This is a genomic window from Streptomyces sp. CC0208 (genome assembly GCF_003443735.1).
GTDB classification, from domain to species: domain Bacteria; phylum Actinomycetota; class Actinomycetes; order Streptomycetales; family Streptomycetaceae; genus Streptomyces; species Streptomyces sviceus.
In genome coordinates, this window is sequence record NZ_CP031969.1 from 3,059,617 (window position 1) to 3,080,578 (window position 20,962).

Here is a 20,962-nt window from a genome sequence, read left to right on the forward strand (position 1 = left end):
GGGTTACTTGACCGCGACCTGCGAGATGTCCAGAACACCGGTCCAGTCGCTGATCACGACGTTCTTGATGTCCTTGCCGTACAGGCGCTTGTAGACCGGGTGGAACAGCGGCACGGTCAGCGCCTGCTCGCCGATCTTCTTGTCCAGTGCACCCCATCGCTTGGCGGCAGCGTCAAGGTCGGTCAACTTGTTGATCGCGTCAATCTCGTCATTGACCGACTTGTCATTGAGCAGGCCCGTGTTGAAGTTCGCGCCGTCCTTGACGATCTGCCGGCCGTCGAAGATCGGCGCGAGGAAGGGACCGCCGGAGGGCCAGTCGGCACCCCAGTGGGCGAGGAAGAAACCGGGCTCGGTCTTCACGCTGTGGATCGTGTCCGAGTAGTCGTTCTCCTCAAGACCCTGCAGCTTGACCGTGATGCCGGCCTTCTTGAGCGCGTCCTGGACCGCGGTCGCGATCTCGGGGCTGGTCTCGAAGTCCTTGGAATTGGAGTGCGTCAGCGTGACTGTGAGCCCGTTCGGGTGACCGGCCTGCTTCAGCAGCTCCTTGGCCTTGGCCGCGTTGCCCGTCGCGCCCGCCGGGAAGAGGTCGTACGGCTCGTAGCCGAAGGACTTCTGGTTCGGCAGGAAGGTGGTGGCGGACTCGGCGAGCGCGCTGCCGCCGGCCGCGTTGACCACGGAGGAGCGGTCGATGGCGTACGAGATGGCCTGCCGCACCTTGACGTTGTCGAACGGCTTGACCGTCGGGTTGAACGCTATGTAGTTCGTGTAGCCGAAGTGCCCGGTGCCCACGCGGGAGGCGAGCTCCTTGTCCCCCGTCACCTTGGCGAGCTCGGCCGGGCCGAGGTTGGTGTCCGTGGTGACCGCGGCCGCGTCCGCCCCTTGGGACGACGACAGCCGCTGGTTGATCACCGACGAGTCGAGCCCGGACTTGACGTCGATCCGGTCCGGGTACGCCTTGCGCTCGGCGTCCGTCGAGGCGGACCAGTACGTGTTGCGCTCCAGGACGAGATGCTCACCGTCGTTCTGGTTCGTGACGACCTTGTACGGGCCGGACGAGACCGGGTGCTCCTCGTACTTCGTACCGGTGTCCTTGGCCTTGGGGACGGGCGTGAACTGCGTCTGCGTGGCCAGGTACGGGAACTCGCCCTCGGGCTTGTTCAGGTGGAAGACGAGGGTGCGCTCGTCCGGCGTCTCGATCGCCGCGAGGCCCTTCTTGTCCTTGTACGGCCCCTGGTAGTCGGCCGCGCCGACCAGCCAGTCCCGCAGGTAGGGGGCGCCGCCGGAGAGTTCGGGCGCGAAGGAGCGCTCGATGCCGTACTTGATGTCGGCCGAGGTGATCGCGGTGCCGTCCTCGTACTTGAGGCCCTTCTTCAGGGTGTACGTCCACACGGTCGCGTCCTTGCTGGGGCGCCCGGTGTCGGTGGCGAGGTCGGGAACGACCTTGGCGCCGGCGGCGCCGTTCTCGCGGTTGCGGGTGGTGAGGGTGCGGAAGACGAGCGAGGGCACGTTGCCGCCGCCGGAGGTGTAGAGGCGGGCCGGGTCGAAGTCCTGCTGCGGGTTGGAGTTCAGGACCGTCAGGGTGCCGCCCTTGTGGGGCGTGGAGTCGCCACCGGAGCTCTTGGCATCGTTGTCCTCCGGGCCGCAGGCGGCGGCGCCCGCTGCCAGAACCAGGCTTACGGATACCGCGGCCATGCGGCGCGCTGTGAGGGACGGTTGACGCATCGGAGACGACCTCTCGCATGTGTGTCTCGAATGACGAGACGGATTACCGAAGGGTGAGACGAACGTGGACAGACGTCCGCCCCGGCGTCGGGTCGTCGAAAGGCCATGACTCGAAGTCACGGAGAACTGCGGGATTCGCGACGCGCGCGCCTGGGGCGGGCGTCAGCGACAGAGAATGTCGGCCACACAGAGCGGGGTCACACCGATGAGCGCCAGCTGAATGGCGGCGCTGTTGTTGACGGCATGACTAGACCACATGAGCAGCAATATGTACGACCGATCAACACATGTCAATGTGACATATGCGCGCCCTGTCAACTTCCGGGATAGGCCCAGGGGTTGGCCCGGCAGTGGATCCCGTCGTGGTCGAGGAACTTGGTCTGCTGCTGCATGACCGGCGCGAGCTCGCCGTTCTTGTCGCACGTCACATGGGAGTAGCCGAGGCGGTGGCCGACCTCATGGTTGATCAACATCTGCCGGTACGCATGGATCCGATCACCGTATGTGGTTGATCCCTGCGCCCATCGATACGCATTGATCATCACGCGTTCGGTGGCGGCCGAGTCGCACGAGACGTTGTCCTCCGTCGTGTCGAGTCCGGACTTGGCACACCAGTCGGCCGTGGTGCCGGGGCTGGCGAGCGTGATCACGAAGTCGGGCTTGCCGGAGTAGATGCGCTCGAAGGTCCGGGCGCCGTTGTGGGCCCAGCTGCGGTCGTCGTTGAGCGTCTTCTGCACAGCTTGGGCGAAGAGTTCGCCGTCGAGTCCGAGACCCTGTTCCACGTCCACGCGGTAGGTGTACTTCTGTCCCTTGCCGGGCGCCTTGTCGAAGCCCGGGACCGCGTCGAACTTCCCCGAGCCGTCGAGCTTGGCGCTGAGCGGGTACTTCGTGTCCATCTTCTGCTCGTACGTCAGCGGCGCCACGACCACCGAGGACGACGGCGAGGGCTGTCCGGCCGCGCCCGTGGCCGGACCTCTGGCATCCCGCGCCTGGTCGGTGGCGGACTGCGAGCCCGCGGCGGTGTCGCGCGTGTCGGTGACCTGTCCGGCCACGACGACGGCGAGCACGGTGACCACGGCGGCGGCCGCGATGCCGGTGAACGCCCGGCCCTTGCCGCCCTTGGCCGCCGACGGGTGGTCATCCGGCGGCACGTGGCCGTCGTCGGGGCGGGCGTCCGCGTCGGTGTCGTGGGGCCGGTCGGTTACTGCGGGACCGTACGGGTCGGAGCGGTGCGCGGCGGCGGGATGTGCGGCGGCGGGATGTGCGGCGGCGGGATGTGCGGCGGCGGCCGTTCCGGCGCCTGCGACGGGACCGTTCACGGGAACAGGGCCACGGGGACGGCCCGGACCACGAGGACCGCCGGGCGCGACGACGTCGACGTCGTCGGCGAACGCGTCGACGTAATCCTGTCGCGGCCCCGACCGCCGTCCCGGAGGGCCCTGCCGCTGCCGTGGCGGAGCGACCCCGAGGCCGGCGGCATGCCCGCCCGGCTCCTGACCGCTCAACTCCCCCCAGCCACCCCCGGATTCACGCTGCTCGGGATGCCCACCACGGACCCGCGGCACGCCCTGGGCAGGCATACCGTCGGAAACCCGCGGGAAGCCACGCGGAGGCGTACCGTCCGGGAACCGCCGCGCACCCTGACCGGACGACTGACCATCCGACACCCGCGGAACTCCACGCGCGGGCGTCCCGTCAGGCAACCGCGGAAAACCGTGCGCAGGCGTCCCCTCAGGTAGCCGAGGCACGCCACGCGCAGGTGTCCCGTCAGGCAGCCGCGGGCCGCCCTGTGCCGGCACCCTGCGCCCGGCAGCGCCGCTGACCGGGTCGGCCCCCGGCACGCCGTACTCGGGCCCCCGACGCCCCGGCATTCCCTGCCGAGCCGCCTGTGGCACCGGAGCGGGGGCAGCCGGCGTCCGTTCCCGGCCCGTCGCGCCCCGTGCCGCCTCGGCGGCCGTCTGGCCCGTACCGTCCTTGCCTGAACTGCCTTTGTCGGGCCCCTTCTTGGGGGCGGGCCCGCGCCGACTGTGGCGTCCCACGCCGCGCCTCAGCTCCCCACAGTGGTGGTGTCGGCCCCGTCGCCGGAAGCCGTTGCGGCGTCCGCCCCGTCACCCGAGTTCCCCTCACCGGAGGCACCCGCGGAGCCGTCACGCCGCTCAGAGCCTCCCACGGAACCGTCGGAAGCTCCCTTGTCCGCGGCGAACTCCCGAAACGCGGCCGCCACCGTCTCGGGGTACTCCATCATCGCCACGTGCCCCGCCTCCGGCAGGGTCAGCAGGCGGGAGTCGCGGAAGGCACGGGCCGCCTTCTGGGCCATACGGAAGCCGACGAGCTGGTCACGGCCGCCGTAGACGAGCAGCGTGGGCGCGAGGACCCGCTCGGCCTGGCGCCACAGCGCGTGCTGGCCGCCCAGTGTGTACGCGTTCACCAGCCCGCGCGCGGAACGCGCCAGCGCGTCCCAGAAGTACGGCAGTTGCAGCCGCCGTTCCATCTCCTCCACCGCGTACTGGAAGCCCTCCGGACTGACCCGGCCGGGGTCGCCGTAGCACAGGGCCGTGACCCCTCGGACACGCTGCTCGGCCGTCCAGCCCTTGCTGTAGCGGGTGAACAGGCCGGCCACGCCGGGCAGCGCCAGCAGTCCCGTGGGCACGGCGCTGCGCTGGACGCGGATCTCGGGGAGGGCCGGCGAGACGAGGGTGAGAGTGCGCACCAGGTCCGGCCGCACCGCGGCGACGCGCGTGGACACCGCGCCGCCGAGGGAGTTCCCGAAGAGGTGGACGGCCCCGCGGCCGGACGCGTCGAGGAGACGGATCACCGCGCGCGCGTGAGCGGTGACCGAGTAATTGCCGTCGTCCGGCGGCGGGGAGTCACCGAAGCCGGGCAGGTCGACGGCCTCACCGTCGACATCGCCCTCCAGTTGCTCCATCAGCGCCGACCAGTTCTGCGAGGAACCGCCGAGCCCGTGGACGAACAACGCGGGCGGCAGCCCCTCGCGCGCGGGCGGCCTCGAACGCACCGTCAGCGTGATCCCCGGCAGCCTCACCGACCTGAGCCGCTCGCCCTCGCCGACCCTGACGGGTGCCACTTTCGGAAGGACGGTGGCGGGCGGCACGAAGGGCAGCTCGGTCGAAGACATGCGGCAATGTTACGAGACGATCACGCAGTGGTTCATGTGTTCGCCATCACAGCGCACATGTACGAGGTGGGCGGGGCTCGGCGGACCCGGTGCGACACGCACACGGCATGGCGTACAGATCGTGTGTCTCCTAGGCTCGTACGCAGGGCACCCGAATGTGGCCCCCTGTGTACATCAGGGACGTTCTAGGAAGGGAGCCCACCATGGCCTACGACCCGACCGACCCCGAGACCTTCACCGACCCGGAGGCCTTCGAGGAGGACGACGCCGTCGAGATCGCCGTCGAGGCCCCCGAGGGCGACGCCGCCGAGCAGCGCACCGACATCGCGCCCGACCGCGACGACCCGCTGACCGGCGTCGACCCCGACCGGGCCAACGAGGCCGACCTCGTCGAACAGGCGCGGGTCGTCTCGATCGACGAGGACGACTATCGGTGACGTCGGCGGCGGAATCGGTGACGGAATCGGTGGCGACACCGGTACGGATGGAGCAGCCGACAAAGCACTCACCAGGGCATTTCCGAGTGCGAACGGGGCGGGCTCTGCCCGCTACATACCCGTTCGAAACCTTTGCGCGGCTTTCGTCACCGTCCGGTCCGTGAAATTCTGCGCTCGCACCGCGCACAGCAGGGTTACCGAAAAGTACGATGGCGGCGCGGCGCACACCGCACGTGGACGACATTGGGAGGCGGCGTGACAGCCATCGAGCAGACAGAGGCGGCACGCCCGAGGGGGACGCGCCTGCCGCGCCGTGCCCGACGGAACCAGCTGCTGGGCGCCGCGCAGGAAGTCTTCGTGGCGCAGGGCTACCACGCGGCCGCGATGGACGACATCGCCGAGCGGGCCGGCGTCAGCAAGCCGGTGCTCTACCAGCACTTCCCGGGCAAGCTCGACCTCTACCTCGCGCTGCTGGACCAGCACTGCGAGTCCCTGATCCAGGCGGTGCGCACCGCGCTCGCGTCGACGAGCGACAACAAGCAGCGCGTACGGGCGACCATGGACGCCTATTTCGCGTACGTCGAGGACGACGGCGGCGCCTTCCGCCTGGTCTTCGAGTCGGACCTGACGAACGAGCCCGCGGTGCGCGAGCGCGTCGACAAGGTCACGAACGAGTGCGCCGAGGCGATCTGTGACGTGATCGCCGAGGACACCGGTCTCTCGCGCGCGGAGTCGATGCTGCTCGCGTCGGGCCTCGGCGGACTCGCCCAGGTGGTGGCCCGGTCCTGGCTGCACAGCGACCGCAGCGTCCCGCGCGACCAGGCGGTCCAGCTGCTGACGTCGCTGGCGTGGCGGGGCATCGCCGGATTCCCGCTGCACGGCACGGAGCACCACTGAAAGCCTTCGGGTGATCCCGAAGGCTTTCGGGATCGCGAACGACCCGCACGCACGCGTGCGGGTCGTTTGTTCCCGCCCGATGTTCGCTGTTGGCGTTCTTGCGCGGAGCGTGTACGTCCCCTCACCGGGCTAATGTGTGCTGGGTACGGCGCGGAAGGTCGCGCACTTCACTGACCGTCGGAGGGACATAGCCGTGGAGGTCAAGATCGGCGTGCAGCACGCGCCCCGCGAGATCGTTCTGGAGAGCGGTCAGAGCGCCGAGGAGGTCGAGCGGGCGGTGGCGGAGGCCCTGGCCGGCAAGTCGCAGCTGCTGAGCCTGGTGGACGAGCACGGCCGCAAGGTCCTCGTCCCGGCTGACCGTCTCGCGTACGTCGAGCTCGGCGAGCCGGCTCCGCGCAAGGTGGGCTTCGGCGCGCTGTAGGCAGACAGACGAAGAGGGGCCCGGCGGCCGGAAGGCGCCGGGCCCCTCTTCGTGCGACGGGCAGGTGGGCGGGCAGGCACGTGGGCGGGATTTTTTCCGCCACGTATGGAGCATGAACGGCACCCGCAGGAGGATTGCATTCCGCAGGTCACGGGTATGACGGGCTACGACCGTAACGCGCAGTGTGGCCGTGTGGGAGGGACCCCATGATGTTGATCGAAGCGCTCGGCTCCGCTCTGCTCGGTCTCGTGCTGGCAGGAGTGGCGGCGCACCGCCTCTCCCACCGCCTGCCGAACCGTTCCCTGGTCCTCGCGACGGGCACCGCGGGAGCCCTCTTCGGCGCCTTCGTGACCCACACCGCGCTGGACCCCGGCAACATCCTGCTGATCCTCCTGGGCGCGACCGTGGTCTCGGTCGCCTCCCTGTCCCTGCTCCTGCGCCCGTCGGGAAGACTCCGCCGTTCGGCGACGGCGTGAGCGGAAGGCGCCCGTAGCGGCGCGGGCGGCTCCGTCACATGGGCGCAGCCGGCGAGCGCCACGCAGCACCAGCCGGAGCCGCAACCGCACCGCAACCGCAACCGCAACCGCAAGCGCAACCACTCAACGGTCCGAGCGCTACGCCGACGGTGCTACGCCGCCAACCCGAGCGCGGCCATCCGCTTGGTGTGCGCCTCGGTGATCCGGGAGAACATCCGCCCCACTTCGGCGAGGTCGAACCCGTCCGCGACGCCCCCGACGAGCATCGTCGACAGCGCGTCCCGGTCCGCGACGACCCGCTGCGACTGCGAGAGGGCCTCGCCCATCAACCGCCGCGCCCACAGGGCGAGTCGCCCGCCCACGCGCGGATCCGCGTCGATGGCCGCCCGCACCTTCTCGACGGCGAACCCGGCGTGCCCGGTGTCGTCCAGGACGGCCAGCACCAGCTCGCGCGAGTCCGTGTCGAGCCGTGCGGCCACCTCCCGGTAGAAGTCACTCGCGATCGAGTCGCCGACGTACGCCTTGACGAGCCCCTCCAGCCAGTCCGAGGGCGCCGTCTGCCGGTGGAAGCCGTCGAGCGCCGCGACGAACGGCTCCATCGCCAGCGTCGGCTCCTCGCCGATCTCCGTCAGCCGGTCGCGCAGCTTCTCGTAGTGGTGGAACTCGGCCGACGCCATCTTCGCCAGCTCCGCCTTGTCCGCCAGCGTCGGCGCCAGCTTGGCGTCCTCCGCGAGCCGCTCGAAAGCCGCCAGTTCGCCGTACGCGAGCGCGCCGAGCAGGTCGACGACCGCGGCTCGGTACTGCGGGTCGGCGGCGGCCTTCGTCCAGTCCTGGGCGGCGACACCGGTGTGCTCGACGGTGGGTTCGTCAGGGGTCTCGGAGGCGTTGTCGGGCTTGTCAGAGGTCGTCATGAAGCGCACAATAGCCCGCTCTCCGGACGGCGTAAGGCCCTGGTCAATCAGTGTGACGACGACTACGTGACCAAATCGGCCATCGCATGTGCACGATTCCGGGGTATGGTGGTAATGCGCCTGCTGGTACGACGGCACGTTGTGAGTGTGCCGTACCTCGACAGGCCGCACGTATGAGGATGCCCGGTCGGTGGCCCGATCGGCTCCGACCCGACAGCCCTCCTCGCCCGTACGGCACAGTGCGTACGGAGTTCGGAGGGGGACCCTCAGCGGTACGAGCGCTAGAGCGTCGGCAGTGGTCCCGTGCCATTACGGCTTAGCCCGTAAGGCAGCCGACGTCCCCAGCACGGTAGACGACACCCCGCGCTCGCCTCGCACCGCGCACACAGAAGAGGCAGCACCCTGACTACGACCTTCCGCGATCTCGGGATTCTGACCGAGACGGCCGAGGCCCTCGAAGCCGTCGGCATCATCAACCCCTTCCCCATCCAGGAGATGACGCTCCCGGTCGCCCTCTCGGGCTCCGACGTCATCGGCCAGGCCAAGACCGGCACCGGCAAGACGCTGGGCTTCGGCCTCCCGCTCCTCGAGCGCGTCACCGTCCCCGCCGACGTCGAGGCCGGCCGCGCCAAGCCCGAGGACCTGACCGACGCCCCGCAGGCGCTCGTCGTCGTCCCCACGCGCGAGCTGTGCACACAGGTCACCAACGACCTGCAGACCGCGGGCAAGGTACGCAACGTCCGCGTTCTCGCCATCTACGGCGGCCGCGCCTACGAGCCCCAGGTCGAGGCCCTCAAGAAGGGCGTCGACGTCGTCATCGGCACCCCGGGCCGGCTCCTGGACCTCGCGGGCCAGAAGAAGCTCAACCTCAGTCACATCAAGGCGCTCGTCCTCGACGAGGCCGACGAGATGCTCGACCTGGGCTTCCTGCCCGACGTCGAGAAGATCATCAACCTGCTGCCGGCCCGCCGCCAGACCATGCTGTTCTCGGCGACCATGCCGGGCGCGGTCATCAGTCTCGCGCGGCGCTACATGTCGCAGCCCACGCACATCAACGCCACCTCGCCCGACGACGCGGGCAGGACGGTCGCGAACACCAAGCAGCATGTGTACCGGGCGCACAACATGGACAAGCCCGAGATGGTCGCGCGGATACTGCAGGCCGAGGGCCGGGGACTGGTCATGGTCTTCTGCCGTACCAAGCGCACCGCGGCCGACCTCGCCGACCAGCTCAAGCAGCGCGGCTTCGCGGCCGGCGCGGTCCACGGCGACCTCGGCCAGGGCGCCCGCGAGCAGGCGCTGCGCGCCTTCCGCAACGGCAAGGTGGACGTGCTCGTCTGCACCGACGTCGCCGCACGCGGCATCGACGTCGAGGGCGTCACGCACGTCATCAACTACCAGTGCCCCGAAGAGGAGAAGACGTACCTGCACCGCATCGGCCGTACCGGCCGCGCGGGCGCCAAGGGCATCGCGATCACTCTCGTCGACTGGGACGACATCCCGCGCTGGCAGCTGATCAACAAGGCGCTGGAGCTCAAGTTCAACGACCCGCCGGAGACGTACTCCACCTCCCCGCACTTCTACGAGGACCTGAACATCCCCGCGGGCACCAAGGGTGTCCTGCCGCGGGCCGACCGCACCCGTGCGGGGCTCGACGCGGAGGTGCTCGAGGACCTGGGCGAGACGGGCGGACGCGGTGCGCGCGGCCGCGGTGACCGTGACCGTGACCGGGGCGACCGTGACCGGGGACGCGGACGGGGTGGCCGGGATGAGTCCCGCTCCGCCGACCAGGAGCGTCCGGACCGTACGCCCCGCCGTCGCCGTCGTACCCGTAGCGGGACCCCGCTGGACGCGAACGCCCCCGCCGAGGCGGTCGCCCCGTCGGAGGCCACCGCGGTCGAGGACGCCACCGCGACCCGCACCCCGCGCCGCCGTCGCCGCACCCGCGGCGGAGCGTCCGACGCGGCGCCGGCCACGGCGACCACGGCAGCGCCCGCGGTCGAGCCGGCCGTGACCGAGGCCGCGGAGTCGGCCGTCACGACGGCGGAGGGCCCGTCCCTCGACACCGAGACCCCGGCCAAGCCGCGCCGCCGCCGGACCCGCAAGTCCGCGGAGACGCCGGCCGCCGTGGAGACGGTCGTCGAGACCGCTCCGGTCACGCAGGCCGCTCCGGTCGCCGAGACCGCCCCGGAGGCGGGGGCCCCGGCCGCGAAGCCGCGCCGCACCCGCAAGACGGCTGCTGCGGCCCCCGCGGAGGCCGCCGTGGACACGGCCGAGGCCACCGAGGCCAAGCCGCGCCGCACCCGCAAGGCAGCTGCGGCTCCCGCAGCCGAAGCCGCCGTGGACACCGCGGAGGGCACGGTCACCAAGCCGCGCCGCACCCGCAAGACCGCGACCGCCGCTACGACCGCCCCCGAGACCGTGGCGGACACGGCCGAGGCCACCGCGGCCAAGCCGCGCCGCACCCGCAAGACGGCTGCCGCGGCTCCCGCAGCCGAGACAGTGGTGGACACGGTCGAGGCCACGGAAGCCAAGCCGCGCCGCCGCACCCGCAAGGCCGCCGAGCCCGCCGTGACCGCCGACATCCCGGCCCAGACGGTCCCGGAGCCGGATGCCGCCGAGGTGACCAAGCCCCGGCGGACGCGCAAGACGGCGAGCACCGCGAAGGCGGCCGAGGCGGCCGTGGACACCGCGGAAGGCACGGTCACCAAGCCGCGCCGCACCCGCAAGACCGCGACCGCCGCTACGACCGCCCCCGAGACCGTGGCGGACACGGCCGAGGCCACCGAGACCAAGCCGCGCCGCACCCGTAAGACGGCCGCCGCTGCTCCCGCAGCCGAGGTCGCCACGGACACGGCCGAGGCCAAGCCCCGTCGGCGTACCACCCGCAAGGCCGCCGAGCCCGCGGTGACCGTCGAGATCCCGGCCCAGGCGGACCAGGAGCCGAAGGCTGCCGCACCGCGCCGCCGGGCCCGCAAGACGGCCGCCGCGGAGCCCGCGGACAGCTGATCCCACACCGCGACGGCCCGGCCCCTCACCTGGGGCCGGGCCGTCGGTGTTCCCGGCACCGGCCCGTGGAAGCCGACGCCCGGCCGCACCCACCAGGAGCGCGGGGAACCACGCGCCAAGCCACGACGATCCCGCCGACACTCGACCCCGCCGCCACCCCGACAACGCCCTGCGGCACCCCCTGAGCCCCCCTCAGCACCCCTCGGCCCCCTACGACACCGCCCCGCCACCCCCGCCCGATACCCTCACCCCGTGAGCACCCGAGCCGTCTTCACCCCGCCGCCCGGCGCCCGCACCTACCCCCTGCGCACCGCTCGCGGCGAGTTCGCGGCCGTGGACTCGGCCGTGGCCCCCGGTGTCACCCCCAAGGGCACCGCGCTGCTGCTGCCCGGGTTCACGGGGAGCAAGGAGGACTTCACGCTGCTCCACGAACCGCTCGCCGCGCGCGGGTACCGGGTCGTGGCCGTGGACGGGCGGGGGCAGTTCGAGTCGGACGGACCACAGAGCGACGAATCCGCCTACACACGGGGTGAGTTGGCGCGGGACGTGCTCGCCCAGGCCGCCGCGCTCGGCACCCGCGTGCACCTGGTCGGGCATTCCCTGGGCGGTCAGATCGCACGCGCCGCCGTGCTGCTCGACCACGCCCCCTTCCTCTCCTTCACCCTCGTCTCCTCGGGCCCGGCGCAGATCTCCGACTCCCAGCAGCAGCGGGTGAAGCTGCTGCGGGACGCGCTCGGTGTGATGACGATGGAGGAGGTGTGGGACGCGATCCTGGCCATGGGCCCGCCGGAGGACGTCGGCGGCCCCGCCAAGGGCATCGGGGACGTCGTACAGCTGCGCCGCCGCTGGCTCGGCAACAAGCCTGCCCAACTCCTCGCGACGGGAAGCCAGTTGTGCACGGAGCCGGACCTGGTCGGCGAACTGGCCGCCGTCCCGCTGCCGTTCCACGTCCTGTCCGGCTCGCAGGACGACACCTGGCCGGTTCCTCTCCTGGACGACATGGCCGTACGGCTGCGTGCCCGCCGCACGGTGATCCCGGGAGCCGACCACTCCCCCAACGCCGACGAGCCCCTCCCCACGGCCCACGCCCTGGCCGACTTCTGGGACTCCCTCGGCGGCTAGGCGGTCAGTACTGCCCCTGCAGGTGCTCCCAGAACCCGTCCCGCAGTGCCCGCCGCAGATCCGCCTGCCCCCGCAGGGAGTACTGGAGACGCCCCTCCGCCTCCACCAGCAGGTCCTGGTCCACCGAGCCCGGCAGGTAGGGATACCCGGGAAGCAGGTCCTGCAGCGCCGCCCGCCCTCGCTCCGCCAGCCACTTCGCGGCGATCTGGGCGCCCACGAAACGGACGTCCTCACGGGCGGGCCGGGTGGTCGTCGCCTCGTAGGGCACAGCCGCCCGCCGGGAGACGTACGGCTTGAAGAAGTCGAGGTCGAGGGTGCGCTGGCTGTCGACCTCCCACAGAAGGGGTTCCGCCTGGTTGCGGCCCTCCGGTGCCTCGATGCCCCACAGGTGGACGCGGGCGCCGTACCCCTGGGCCGCCTCGACCGCCGAGACCAGGTCCTCGTCCCCGCCCAGGAGCGCCGCGTCGCTGATCGCGCGGTGCCGGGCCAGGGACTCCAGGTCGGAGCGGATCAGCGAGTCGACGCCCTTCTGCTGGTTGTTGGCGTTGAGGTTGCCCAACCGGACCTTGACGTCCGGGAGTTCGGCGATGGACTGCTGCTCCGTCGTGTGGATACGGCGTCTCGCGCCGTCGTACCAGTAGACCCTCAGCAGTCTGCTGTCCGCGAATATGGTCCGTGCCCGGTCGATGAGGGCCTCGATCAGGCCTTCGGCGTCGAGGTCGAAGGCGCGACGGTCCTCGGTGCCGGCGACGAGTCGTCCCGCGGCCGCGTAGAGGTATCCCGCGTCGACGAAGATCGCATGCGTCGAGGGCGTCTTCGCCACCTCGGCGAGCATGCGCGTGAGCAGCTCGTTGGTGCGGTCGATGCGGGCGCTCAGCGGCGCCAGGTCGTCGTTCATCGCCTCCATTGTCCCGGCGGTCACGCTGCGAACACAACCGGTCCCAAGGAGTCTCCGAAGACTCACTTACCGGTCAGTAGTTAGCTGTTCGAAAAATTTCTTTAGCGTAGGGAATGTTTGTAACACGCACCCCGTTGACTATCTGTGTACGCAGTAATTCTCCGCAGGAGGATGACCAGACGAAGGGAGAAGCCATGCGCTTCGAAATCATGCGACTCGACGACGTCGACGGCACGCCCGTGGACAGCACTGTCGTGGACGCCGCCTCCGTCAACCGGATCGTTCAGCAGGCCGCCGCCATAGGACAGCGGCTCTGGATCCGTCCGGCCGACACCTCGGCCTCATAACCCGAACAGTACAGACGCGGATCACCGCTGAAGCTTCAGAGCCCCCGCCCCAGGCACCGACGCCGGGCGGGGGCTCTGCGCATGCACGCGGGCCGCTCAGCTCCCCTGGATCACCTGGGTGATCCCGTTGATGATCTGCTGCACGGCGATGGCGGAGAGCATCATGCCCGCGAGCCGGGTCACCAGCACGACACCGCCGTCCTTGATGACCCGGATGATCAGCAGGGAGTACCGCATCACCAGCCACAGCACGACGTGGATGGCGAGGATCGCCGTCCACACCGAGACCTGCGTGGCGACGCTGTGGGCCTTCTGCACGGCCAGGATGACGGAGACGATCGCCCCCGGACCGGCCAGCAACGGCATGCCCAGCGGTACGAGCGCCACGTTGACGTCCTTGGTCTGCTTCGGCTCGTCGGTCTTGCCGGTGAGCAGGTCGAGCGCGATCAGCAGGAGCAGCAGCCCGCCCGCGATCATCAGCGCGGGCACGGAGACGTGCAGGTAGTCCAGGATCTGGTGGCCCAGGACGCCGAAGACGGCGATGACACCACCCGCCACGCAGACGGCCTGGAAGGCCATCCGCTTCTGCACCTTGCCGGGCCGGCCGGCGGTCAGCGCGAGGAAGATCGGGGTGATCCCGGGGGGATCCATGATGACGAACAGGGTGAGGAAGAGCGAGCCGAAGACGGCGACGTCGAACATGACGGAACTGGCCTTACAGAAAGGGGTGGAACACGGAGCCGGGCACGGGCACGGGGCACGGCCCGCGGCGCCGAGTGATGGGTGGAGCGGGGTCGGACCTCAGATTCCGCCGGTACCGGGGACGGGGAACGCACCCGTCGCCCGACGCGTGATCTCCCCGTACACCTCGGGGTCCGTCGTGTACTCGCCGAGGGCGACCGTCTTGCGGCTGCCGTGGTAGTCGCTGGAGCCGGTGACGAGCAGCCCCAGGTCGGCAGCGAGCCCGCGCAGCCGTACGCGCGTGTCCTCGTCGTGGTCCATGTGGTCGACCTCGATGCCGTCGAGGCCTGCGGCGGCCATCTCGGCGATCGCGGACTCCGGGACGGTGCGGCCGCGCTTGCTGGCACCCGGGTGGGCGAACACGGTGACCCCGCCCGCCCCCTTGACCAGCCGGATGGCCTCGAAGGGGTCAGTCTCGTGCTTCGGCACGTAGGCCCGGCCGCCGTCGGCCAGCCAGTCGCCCGTGAAGGCGTCGTCCACACTCGCTACGACCCCGAGCTCGACGAGCGCGGTGGCCACGTGCGGCCGTCCGACGGAACCGTCCCCGGCGATCCGCGCCACCTGCTCCCAGGTGACCGGCACACCCAGCTCCTGGAGCCTGGCCACCATCCCGCGCGCCCGGGGCACCCGGTCGTCGCGCACCAGTTCCCGCTCGGCGAGCAGCTCCGGCTCCTCGGGATCGAACAGGTAGGCCAGCAGGTGCATGGACACCCCGTCGATCCGGCAGGACAGCTCGGCCCCGGTGACGAGCGTCAGCCCGGCGGGCAGCGCGGCGATGGCCTCGCCGTACCCGCGGGTCGTGTCGTGATCGGTGAGGGCGACGACGTCCAGTCCGGCAGCGGCGGCGTTGCGCACCAGCTCGGCGGGCGTGTCGGTGCCGTCGGACGCGGTGGAGTGGCAGTGCAGATCGACACGCACGACACGGACTCCAGACGCTGACGGAACAGAAGAGGACGCTCAAGGATAACCGGATTTTCCGACTCCCCCGTCACACTCGCAGCCGGGGTACGCCCCCTACACTCAGGGCTTCAGCAGGCGCGGCGACAGCGCCCCGCAGGGCACCAGTTCCACTTCCGCCCCCGCGTCCCGCAGATCCGTCAGCACCAGTTCGTCGTACATCAGCAACCCGGACTGCTCGGGCCACACCACGGCCCACAACCACAGCCCCAGCGCCTCCCCCGCGAACACCGCCCGGTCCTCAGGCGCCCCGGAGACATGCCACAGCGGAGTCGGCCGGCCGGCGGCGAGCACCTTCGCCTGCGGCGGCTTCTCCACGCTCATGTAGGGCCCCGGATCCGGCCCGTCGATTCCCGCATAGCGCGCCCCGAGCCCGACCCCGAGCTCCTCGGCCACGAGAATCAGCTCGCCGACGCCCCCGAGCGGTCCGGGTCCCGTGCACGCCACGGCCGTGGCGCGACCGCCGCTGCGGTCGTCACCGGCGCAGGCCACTCCCGTGAACAGCCAGCCCACCGGCAGCGGCCACGGCATCCACACCGGTACCTGCGTGCGGTGCACCACGACATCGAGGGCCTCGACGCTGGGCGGGATCACGGGCTGCATCGGATGCACCGTCCCGTGCACATCGCACTGCCAGGAATCGGCGAAGAGTCCGGGAGCCCTGACCCGGCCACCACACTTCGGGCAACTGGGTTCGCCCCTCATAGAGCCCCACGGTCCTACCCTCACTCCGCCACGTCAAGGACGATCACCCGTCCGGACGGAACGGGTTCCCCCGGGCCTCACCAGGCAGAACTAGATGTAACTTGCATTAATTAGCCGCTCTAACTTACTATGTGCATATACCAACTATCTCAAGGAGTGGAGGACCGACCATGGACCCCTTCGATGCGGGAGCCGGCGGCATCCTGCGCCAGCCGAAGGCCGTATGGGCGACGGCGGGCGCCTCCGTCGTCGCCTTCATGGGCATCGGGCTCGTGGACCCGATCCTGCCGTCGATCGCCCAGGGCCTGGACGCCACGGCGAGCCAGGTCTCCCTCCTGTTCACCTCGTACTTCCTGATCACCGCGATCGCGATGCTGGTCACCGGCTTCGTCTCCAGCCGCATCGGTGGCAAGAAGACCCTGCTGCTCGGCCTCGCCCTCGTCGTGGCCTTCGCGGGGCTCGCGGGCACCTCGGGCTCGGTCGGGGAACTGGTCGGCTTCCGGGCCGGCTGGGGCCTCGGCAACGCCCTGTTCGTCTCCACGGCCCTCGCCGTCATCGTCGGCGCGGCGGCCGGCGGCAGCGCGGCGGCGATCCTGCTGTACGAGTCCGCCCTCGGCCTCGGCATGGCGTGCGGGCCGCTGCTCGGCGCCCTGCTCGGCGACGCCAGCTGGCGCTACCCGTTCTTCGGCACGGCCTTCCTGATGGCGATCGGCTTCCTGTGCGTCACGGTGTTCCTGAAGGAGCAGCCGAAGCCGACCCGCAAGACGTCCCTGCTCGACCCGCTCAAGGCGCTCGGCCACGGCGGGCTCGCGTCGGCCGCGGTCTCGTCCTTCTTCTACAACTACACGTTCTTCACCGTGCTGGCCTTCACGCCGTTCGTGCTGGACATGACCCCCTACAAGTCGGGTGCCGTGTTCTTCGCCTGGGGCGTGCTGCTCGCCGTCTTCTCGGTGTTCGCCGCGCCGCGTCTGCAGGAGCGGTTCGGTTCACTGAAGGTGCTCGGCGGTTCGCTCGTCCTGCTCGCGCTCGACGTGCTCGTCCTCGGCTACGGCGACCACACCACGGCCATCGTCTGCACGATCCTGTCCGGCGCCTTCATCGGCGTGAACAACACGGTCTACACGGAGCTGGCGCTCGGCGTGTCGGACGCCCCGCGGCCCGTGGCGAGCGCCGGCTACAACTTCGTGCGCTGGTTCGCGGCGGCCGCGGCGCCCTACTTCGCGCCGAAGATCGAGGAGTGGACGAACATCCACATCCCGTTCGTGGTGGCGGCGGTGACCGCGGTGCTCGGCGCGCTCGTGGTCGTCGTACGGCGCAAGGCGCTCACACACGAGGCGGAGGAACTGGAGCCGAAGCACGCGGTCGAGGACAGTGTCGCCGTCTTCGCCAACTGACGGCTTCCGGCCACCACTTGGTGACCTTGCTCACGCGAAGGTCACTCCAGCGGGACGGACTTGCGGGACGGATCCCTCAGGTCCGTCCCGTTCGTCAGCCAGCGCTCCTGGAGGGCCTGGGCGCCGTGGACGCGCTTCCAGGCGGCCTCGTTCGGCGTCATGGGGAGCAACGGCAGGAAGTGGACCGGGTCGAGGGGCTCGTCGAGCTCCAGGTCCTCGACAAGGCCGCCCGGCTCGGCGACCAGGACCGAGGTGAACGGGGCGCCGGGCCACAGCGGTTCACCCACGTCGAGCGAGGCGCCCGGAGCCACGACCACGCCCTCGACCTGCGGGGACGCGGCGAGCACGGCGAGCGGGCGGAGCACCTTGTCGGTGTCGGCGAGGCCGGACCGTACGGACAGCAGCAGTTCGGCGCGCGGACCTTTGACGGGGTCGGCGAGCATCGCGGAGGGGTCGCCCATCGGCTGGGCCGACATGCCGAGGGTGGTGTAGCGGACGACGTCCCCGTCGGTGAAGCGGAGCACCTCGATACGGTCCGTACCGAGGAAGGTGACGGCCGCGCGCGCGTCCGGCTCGCCCAGTGCGCTGCGCAACCGGGCCTCGACCAGAGGAAGAACATCTGCCATGCCGCGAGCATAGAACTCGTCAGTACCGGGCAAAGCAGCGCCTTGACACTTCGGCCTGCTGGTACTCTGGCCCGGTCGTCGGGGCAGCACGCAGAAGCGTCGCGATCGAGTCCCGACGCCTGTGAGACTCCCTTACGGGAATGGATCGTCCCTTACGAGGGACCGGCCGGAGGAGGTGGGGCTGTCATGGATCGAAGTCGACCTGGTAGTACCACTCGTTCTTCCGGCCGCTGATGCAGCTCTGTGACTTTCGGCAACCGCCGCCTCTCACGTTCGCGTCTTCGTGCGGAAGAGCACTTCGTTCGTTTTGCCTGATCTGCCTGATCACCAGCAGTAGCTGAATCAGTAACGAAGTTCGCCACCGCGATGGTGCGGTGCTCCCCGCTTTGTGGACGTGCCAAACACCCTTCCCCTGCCTCAAGGGCGGGGAGACCCCTTGCAGGACGTCCTCATTCCGGGTAGTTCCACCCGTCGCCGGGGCCCTTTGTTGCCCGTCACGAAGGAGCCTGCCATGTCGATGATCCGTGACCTGCGTGCCGCCGTGCGCCCGTCGCGTCCCTCGCTGCGCAAGGACACCGGCGCGTACGACGCGACGCGCGACCCCTCGACGCCCTCCGCCGTCGTCGACTGCGCCGTCTACCGCGACGGCCGGCGCGTGCAGACCGACCAGCAGCTGAGCCCGCACGAGGCGATGCGCCAGGTGCGCCGCGACGGCGGGTTCGTGTGGATCGGCCTGCACGAGCCGAGCGAGGCCGAATTCTCCGGTATCGCCGGGGAGTTCGGGCTCCACCCGCTCGCCGTCGAGGACGCCGTGCAGGCCCACCAGCGGCCCAAGCTGGAGCGCTACGACGACTCCCTGTTCACCGTCTTCAAGACCATCCACTACGTCGAGCACGACGAACTCACCGCCAACAGCGAGATCGTCGAGACCGGCGAGGTCATGTGCTTCACCGGCCGGGACTTCTTCATCACCGTCCGGCACGGCGGCCAGGGCTCGCTCAGGGCGCTGCGGCACCGCCTCCAGGACGACCCCGAACTGCTCGCCAAGGGCCCCTCGGCGGTGCTGCACTCGATCGCCGACCATGTCGTCGACGGTTATGTCGCGGTCGCCGACGCGGTGCAGGACGACATCGACGAGGTGGAGACCGAGGTGTTCACCCCGGGACGCGGCGGCAAGGTCTCGCGGGGTGTCGACTCGGCGCGGATCTACCAGCTCAAGCGTGAGGTGCTGGAGTTCAAGCGGGCCGTCGCCCCGCTGCTGCGGCCCATGCAGCTGCTCAGCGAGCGGCCGATGCGGCTCGTCGACCCCGACATCCAGAAGTACTTCCGGGACGTCGCCGACCACCTCGCCCGCGTCCAGGAGCAGGTCCTCGGCTTCGACGAGCTGCTCAACTCGATCCTCCAGGCCAACCTCGCGCAGGCGTCCGTCGCCCAGAACGAGGACATGCGGAAGATCACCTCCTGGGCCGCGATCATCGCCGTACCGACGATGGTGTGCGGGGTCTACGGCATGAACTTCGACTACATGCCGGAGACCCACTGGAAGCTCGGCTATCCGGTGATCATGGCGATCACCGGTGTCATCTGCCTGGGCATCCACCGCACCCTCAAGCGCAACGGCTGGCTCTAGGGTGGGCCTCATGACAAGTGAGCTGCTCGACCGGGCCCTCGTCGAGGAGGCCACGAAGAAGTCCGGCCTCATCTGGGTCGAGGGACCCGGCGGCCCGGCCCGCGCCCTGTGGCACGTGTGGCACGAGGGCGCCGCGTGCCTGGTCGGTGACGGGCCCGGAGAGCAGCCACTGCCGGGGCTGACCGACGGGGGCACCGCCGAGGTGACCGTCCGCAGCAAGGACAAGGGGGGCCGGCTGGTCTCCTGGACGGCGAAGGTCATCCAACTGGCGCCCCGGTCCGAGGCCTGGGGGGCGGCGGTCGGCGAGCTCAAGGGGAAGCGGCTGAACGCCCCCGACGGCGAGGCGATGACGGACCGTTGGTCCCGCGAGTGCCGGGTGCTCCGGCTCGAACCGACCGGGGTCACGTCGGCGCTCCCGGACGGCGACCTCGCCGAACCGCCGCTGCCGACACCGGCGACCACGCGCGAGCCGATCCCGGCGGGCCTTCCGCGGCTGCTGATGAAACGCCGCAAACGCTAGAAAGCGGCGGTCTTTCGGGACGTCGGCAAGTCGCGTCAGGACCTCGGCAGCGGCGTCATGATGTCGGCAGCTGCTTGCCGTAGTCCACGGTCTCGTCCTTCTCCGGCTCGGTCAGGGGGAAGTTCTTGCCCCAGGCCGAGAAGGTCAGGGTGCCCGCGCCGCCCGCCCGGGCCAGGCGCAGGGGGTAGGGCTGACCCTCCAGGGAGACGTCCAGCGTGCCGCCGTCGCCCTTGTCACCCGTGATGCGGATCGTGCGGGTACCCGCCTGCTCGTGGTGGCCGTCGGTGTCCAGGCTGCCGTGCAGTGTCAGAAGTCCGTCGAGGAGAACGTCCTTGTCCGTGAAACCGCTGAACTTCTTGTACGCCGGGTCGCCCGACGGCACCTTCACGTACTTGCCGTCGAGCTTGTCGGCGGCCGCGTCCGAGTCGTCGCCCTTGCCGTCGGCCTGCGTCCAGAAGTCCGCGCCGGCCTTCAGATACAGCTCCTCACCGATCCGCAGCAGCTGGAAGGTGGTCCCCTCCGCGGTGACCGAACCCGAGCCGCCTTCGGAATTCAGGCGCATGTCGAGTCTGTACGTGCGCCCGCTGGTGACCACGTTTCCCGACAGGCGCAGCGCGTGGGCGGACCCGGCGGCCGCTCGCGTCTTCGACTGGATCTGGGCGGCGGGCAGTTTGCCGACCCCGTTGGTGCCGGCGTCGGGGTCCTCGCTGCAGCCCGTCAGGCCCGTTCCCGTCACGACCAGGGCACACATCGCGCCCACCACAACGGTCCTGCGGGCTCGGCCCTGGGGAATCGCGGTCACAGGTGGGGCTGCCTTTCCGACGAGGGTCCTTCAGCGGCGTACGGCAGCGTACCGGGGCCCCGGGCCCCGGGCGGAGCCAGACCGTCCGGACGCCTCACCAGGGCGTATCCGATCGGTACGGGCTAGCCTTAAGCCCTCCCGAGCGGGCAATCCGGACAAGGAACGACGAACGCAACACCCCGTACGCAAGCCCGCGGTACGCGGCCTCGTA

General features: G+C 70.4%; 21 protein-coding genes. 10 read left to right on the forward strand and 11 right to left on the reverse strand.

Annotated features, from left to right (window positions below):
- Nucleotides 1-3: 3 nt before the first annotated feature.
- The 4 genes from D1369_RS13740 to D1369_RS13750 all read right to left on the reverse strand — a co-directional run bounded on the left by D1369_RS13740 (nt 4) and on the right by D1369_RS13750 (nt 4,858).
- Nucleotides 4-1,722, reverse strand: coding sequence for an ABC transporter substrate-binding protein (locus D1369_RS13740; protein WP_007384542.1), 1,719 nt, complete (start codon nt 1,720-1,722; stop codon nt 4-6).
- A 162-nt stretch (nt 1,723-1,884) separates the two neighbouring features.
- Nucleotides 1,885-1,980: an Ms4533A family Cys-rich leader peptide gene (locus D1369_RS44755; RefSeq protein WP_342364924.1), complete on the reverse strand. Its 96-nt coding sequence runs from the start codon at nt 1,978-1,980 to the stop codon at nt 1,885-1,887.
- Between the two features lie 56 nt (nt 1,981-2,036).
- The gene (locus tag D1369_RS13745; protein ID WP_237557666.1) at nt 2,037-3,593 is read right to left on the reverse strand and encodes a DUF3152 domain-containing protein; all 1,557 of its coding nucleotides are present in this window, start codon (nt 3,591-3,593) and stop codon (nt 2,037-2,039) included.
- A 176-nt stretch (nt 3,594-3,769) separates the two neighbouring features.
- On the reverse strand, nt 3,770-4,858 hold the full coding sequence (locus D1369_RS13750) for an alpha/beta hydrolase (RefSeq protein WP_007384540.1): 1,089 nt from the start codon (nt 4,856-4,858) through the stop codon (nt 3,770-3,772).
- A gap of 203 nt (nt 4,859-5,061) precedes the next feature.
- On the opposite strand from D1369_RS13750, the gene D1369_RS13755 reads away from it, so the two are divergent.
- The 4 genes from D1369_RS13755 to D1369_RS13770 all read left to right on the forward strand — a co-directional run bounded on the left by D1369_RS13755 (nt 5,062) and on the right by D1369_RS13770 (nt 7,089).
- Entirely contained in the window at nt 5,062-5,295 is a 234-nt protein-coding gene (locus D1369_RS13755) for a hypothetical protein (RefSeq protein ID WP_007384539.1), read from the forward strand.
- A 255-nt stretch (nt 5,296-5,550) separates the two neighbouring features.
- Nucleotides 5,551-6,192: a TetR/AcrR family transcriptional regulator gene (locus D1369_RS13760; protein WP_007384538.1), complete on the forward strand. Its 642-nt coding sequence runs from the start codon at nt 5,551-5,553 to the stop codon at nt 6,190-6,192.
- Nucleotides 6,193-6,385: 193 nt separating this feature from the next.
- Entirely contained in the window at nt 6,386-6,613 is a 228-nt protein-coding gene (locus D1369_RS13765) for a DUF3107 domain-containing protein (protein WP_020119766.1), read from the forward strand.
- Between the two features lie 209 nt (nt 6,614-6,822).
- Entirely contained in the window at nt 6,823-7,089 is a 267-nt protein-coding gene (locus tag D1369_RS13770) for a hypothetical protein (protein WP_037903630.1), read from the forward strand.
- Between the two features lie 152 nt (nt 7,090-7,241).
- Here D1369_RS13770 and D1369_RS13775 read toward each other — a convergent pair whose 3' ends face one another.
- A complete protein-coding gene (locus tag D1369_RS13775) occupies nt 7,242-8,009 on the reverse strand; it encodes a ferritin-like fold-containing protein (RefSeq protein ID WP_007384535.1) in 768 nt (255 codons plus the stop codon).
- A gap of 486 nt (nt 8,010-8,495) precedes the next feature.
- Here D1369_RS13775 and D1369_RS13785 point away from each other — a divergent pair, with 486 nt between their 5' ends.
- Both D1369_RS13785 and D1369_RS13790 read left to right on the forward strand, forming a co-directional pair.
- Nucleotides 8,496-11,009: a DEAD/DEAH box helicase gene (locus tag D1369_RS13785; RefSeq protein WP_118082469.1), complete on the forward strand. Its 2,514-nt coding sequence runs from the start codon at nt 8,496-8,498 to the stop codon at nt 11,007-11,009.
- Between the two features lie 252 nt (nt 11,010-11,261).
- The gene (locus D1369_RS13790) at nt 11,262-12,131 is read left to right on the forward strand and encodes an alpha/beta hydrolase (RefSeq protein WP_007384533.1); all 870 of its coding nucleotides are present in this window, start codon (nt 11,262-11,264) and stop codon (nt 12,129-12,131) included.
- Between the two features lie 4 nt (nt 12,132-12,135).
- On the opposite strand, the gene D1369_RS13795 is transcribed toward D1369_RS13790, so the two are convergent.
- A complete protein-coding gene (locus D1369_RS13795; protein ID WP_037901360.1) occupies nt 12,136-13,029 on the reverse strand; it encodes an NYN domain-containing protein in 894 nt (297 codons plus the stop codon).
- A 194-nt stretch (nt 13,030-13,223) separates the two neighbouring features.
- On the opposite strand from D1369_RS13795, the gene D1369_RS13800 reads away from it, so the two are divergent.
- Nucleotides 13,224-13,376 carry a hypothetical protein gene (locus D1369_RS13800; RefSeq protein WP_007384531.1) on the forward strand — a complete coding sequence of 51 codons (153 nt, stop codon included), beginning with the start codon at nt 13,224-13,226 and terminating at the stop codon, nt 13,374-13,376.
- Nucleotides 13,377-13,472: 96 nt separating this feature from the next.
- Here the strand turns inward: D1369_RS13800 and D1369_RS13805 are convergent, their stop codons facing one another.
- From D1369_RS13805 to D1369_RS13815, 3 genes are all read right to left on the reverse strand, one after another.
- Nucleotides 13,473-14,078: a MarC family protein gene (locus D1369_RS13805; RefSeq protein ID WP_007384530.1), complete on the reverse strand. Its 606-nt coding sequence runs from the start codon at nt 14,076-14,078 to the stop codon at nt 13,473-13,475.
- Between the two features lie 99 nt (nt 14,079-14,177).
- Nucleotides 14,178-15,035, reverse strand: a complete 858-nt coding sequence (locus tag D1369_RS13810; RefSeq protein ID WP_007384529.1) for a PHP domain-containing protein — start codon at nt 15,033-15,035, stop codon at nt 14,178-14,180.
- Nucleotides 15,036-15,137: 102 nt separating this feature from the next.
- Nucleotides 15,138-15,779 (reverse strand): DUF6758 family protein, encoded by a 642-nt coding sequence (locus tag D1369_RS13815; RefSeq protein WP_007384528.1) that lies wholly within the window; start codon nt 15,777-15,779, stop codon nt 15,138-15,140.
- A gap of 170 nt (nt 15,780-15,949) precedes the next feature.
- Between D1369_RS13815 and D1369_RS13820 the strand changes: the two genes are divergently transcribed.
- The gene (locus D1369_RS13820; RefSeq protein ID WP_007384527.1) at nt 15,950-17,173 is read left to right on the forward strand and encodes an MFS transporter; all 1,224 of its coding nucleotides are present in this window, start codon (nt 15,950-15,952) and stop codon (nt 17,171-17,173) included.
- Between the two features lie 41 nt (nt 17,174-17,214).
- On the opposite strand, the gene D1369_RS13825 is transcribed toward D1369_RS13820, so the two are convergent.
- A complete protein-coding gene (locus D1369_RS13825) occupies nt 17,215-17,799 on the reverse strand; it encodes a suppressor of fused domain protein (protein ID WP_007384526.1) in 585 nt (194 codons plus the stop codon).
- 511 nt (nt 17,800-18,310) lie between these two features.
- Here D1369_RS13825 and D1369_RS13830 point away from each other — a divergent pair.
- On the forward strand, nt 18,311-19,429 hold the full coding sequence (locus tag D1369_RS13830) for a magnesium and cobalt transport protein CorA (protein ID WP_007384525.1): 1,119 nt from the start codon (nt 18,311-18,313) through the stop codon (nt 19,427-19,429).
- Between the two features lie 10 nt (nt 19,430-19,439).
- Nucleotides 19,440-19,949, forward strand: a complete 510-nt coding sequence (locus D1369_RS13835; RefSeq protein WP_007384524.1) for a hypothetical protein — start codon at nt 19,440-19,442, stop codon at nt 19,947-19,949.
- A gap of 55 nt (nt 19,950-20,004) precedes the next feature.
- Here the strand turns inward: D1369_RS13835 and D1369_RS13840 are convergent, their stop codons facing one another.
- A complete protein-coding gene (locus tag D1369_RS13840) occupies nt 20,005-20,751 on the reverse strand; it encodes a hypothetical protein (RefSeq protein ID WP_007384523.1) in 747 nt (248 codons plus the stop codon).
- Nucleotides 20,752-20,962: the final 211 nt, after the last annotated feature.

Excerpts from the sequence above, each read along its gene's own strand:
- D1369_RS13740 (WP_007384542.1), bottom strand. The coding sequence starts at position 1,722 with ATGCGTCAACCGTCCCTCACAGCGCGCCGCATGGCCGCGGTATCCGTA.
- D1369_RS44755 (WP_342364924.1), bottom strand. The coding sequence starts at position 1,980 with ATGTGGTCTAGTCATGCCGTCAACAACAGCGCCGCCATTCAGCTGGCG.
- D1369_RS13745 (WP_237557666.1), bottom strand. The coding sequence starts at position 3,593 with ATGCCGGGGCGTCGGGGGCCCGAGTACGGCGTGCCGGGGGCCGACCCG.
- D1369_RS13750 (WP_007384540.1), bottom strand. The coding sequence starts at position 4,858 with ATGTCTTCGACCGAGCTGCCCTTCGTGCCGCCCGCCACCGTCCTTCCG.
- D1369_RS13755 (WP_007384539.1), top strand. The coding sequence starts at position 5,062 with ATGGCCTACGACCCGACCGACCCCGAGACCTTCACCGACCCGGAGGCC.
- D1369_RS13770 (WP_037903630.1), top strand. The coding sequence starts at position 6,823 with ATGTTGATCGAAGCGCTCGGCTCCGCTCTGCTCGGTCTCGTGCTGGCA.
- D1369_RS13785 (WP_118082469.1), top strand. The coding sequence starts at position 8,496 with ATGACGCTCCCGGTCGCCCTCTCGGGCTCCGACGTCATCGGCCAGGCC.
- D1369_RS13795 (WP_037901360.1), bottom strand. The coding sequence starts at position 13,029 with ATGAACGACGACCTGGCGCCGCTGAGCGCCCGCATCGACCGCACCAAC.
- D1369_RS13800 (WP_007384531.1), top strand. The coding sequence starts at position 13,224 with ATGCGCTTCGAAATCATGCGACTCGACGACGTCGACGGCACGCCCGTG.
- D1369_RS13805 (WP_007384530.1), bottom strand. The coding sequence starts at position 14,078 with ATGTTCGACGTCGCCGTCTTCGGCTCGCTCTTCCTCACCCTGTTCGTC.
- D1369_RS13815 (WP_007384528.1), bottom strand. The coding sequence starts at position 15,779 with ATGAGGGGCGAACCCAGTTGCCCGAAGTGTGGTGGCCGGGTCAGGGCT.
- D1369_RS13820 (WP_007384527.1), top strand. The coding sequence starts at position 15,950 with ATGGACCCCTTCGATGCGGGAGCCGGCGGCATCCTGCGCCAGCCGAAG.
- D1369_RS13825 (WP_007384526.1), bottom strand. The coding sequence starts at position 17,799 with ATGGCAGATGTTCTTCCTCTGGTCGAGGCCCGGTTGCGCAGCGCACTG.
- D1369_RS13830 (WP_007384525.1), top strand. The coding sequence starts at position 18,311 with ATGTCGATGATCCGTGACCTGCGTGCCGCCGTGCGCCCGTCGCGTCCC.
- D1369_RS13835 (WP_007384524.1), top strand. The coding sequence starts at position 19,440 with ATGACAAGTGAGCTGCTCGACCGGGCCCTCGTCGAGGAGGCCACGAAG.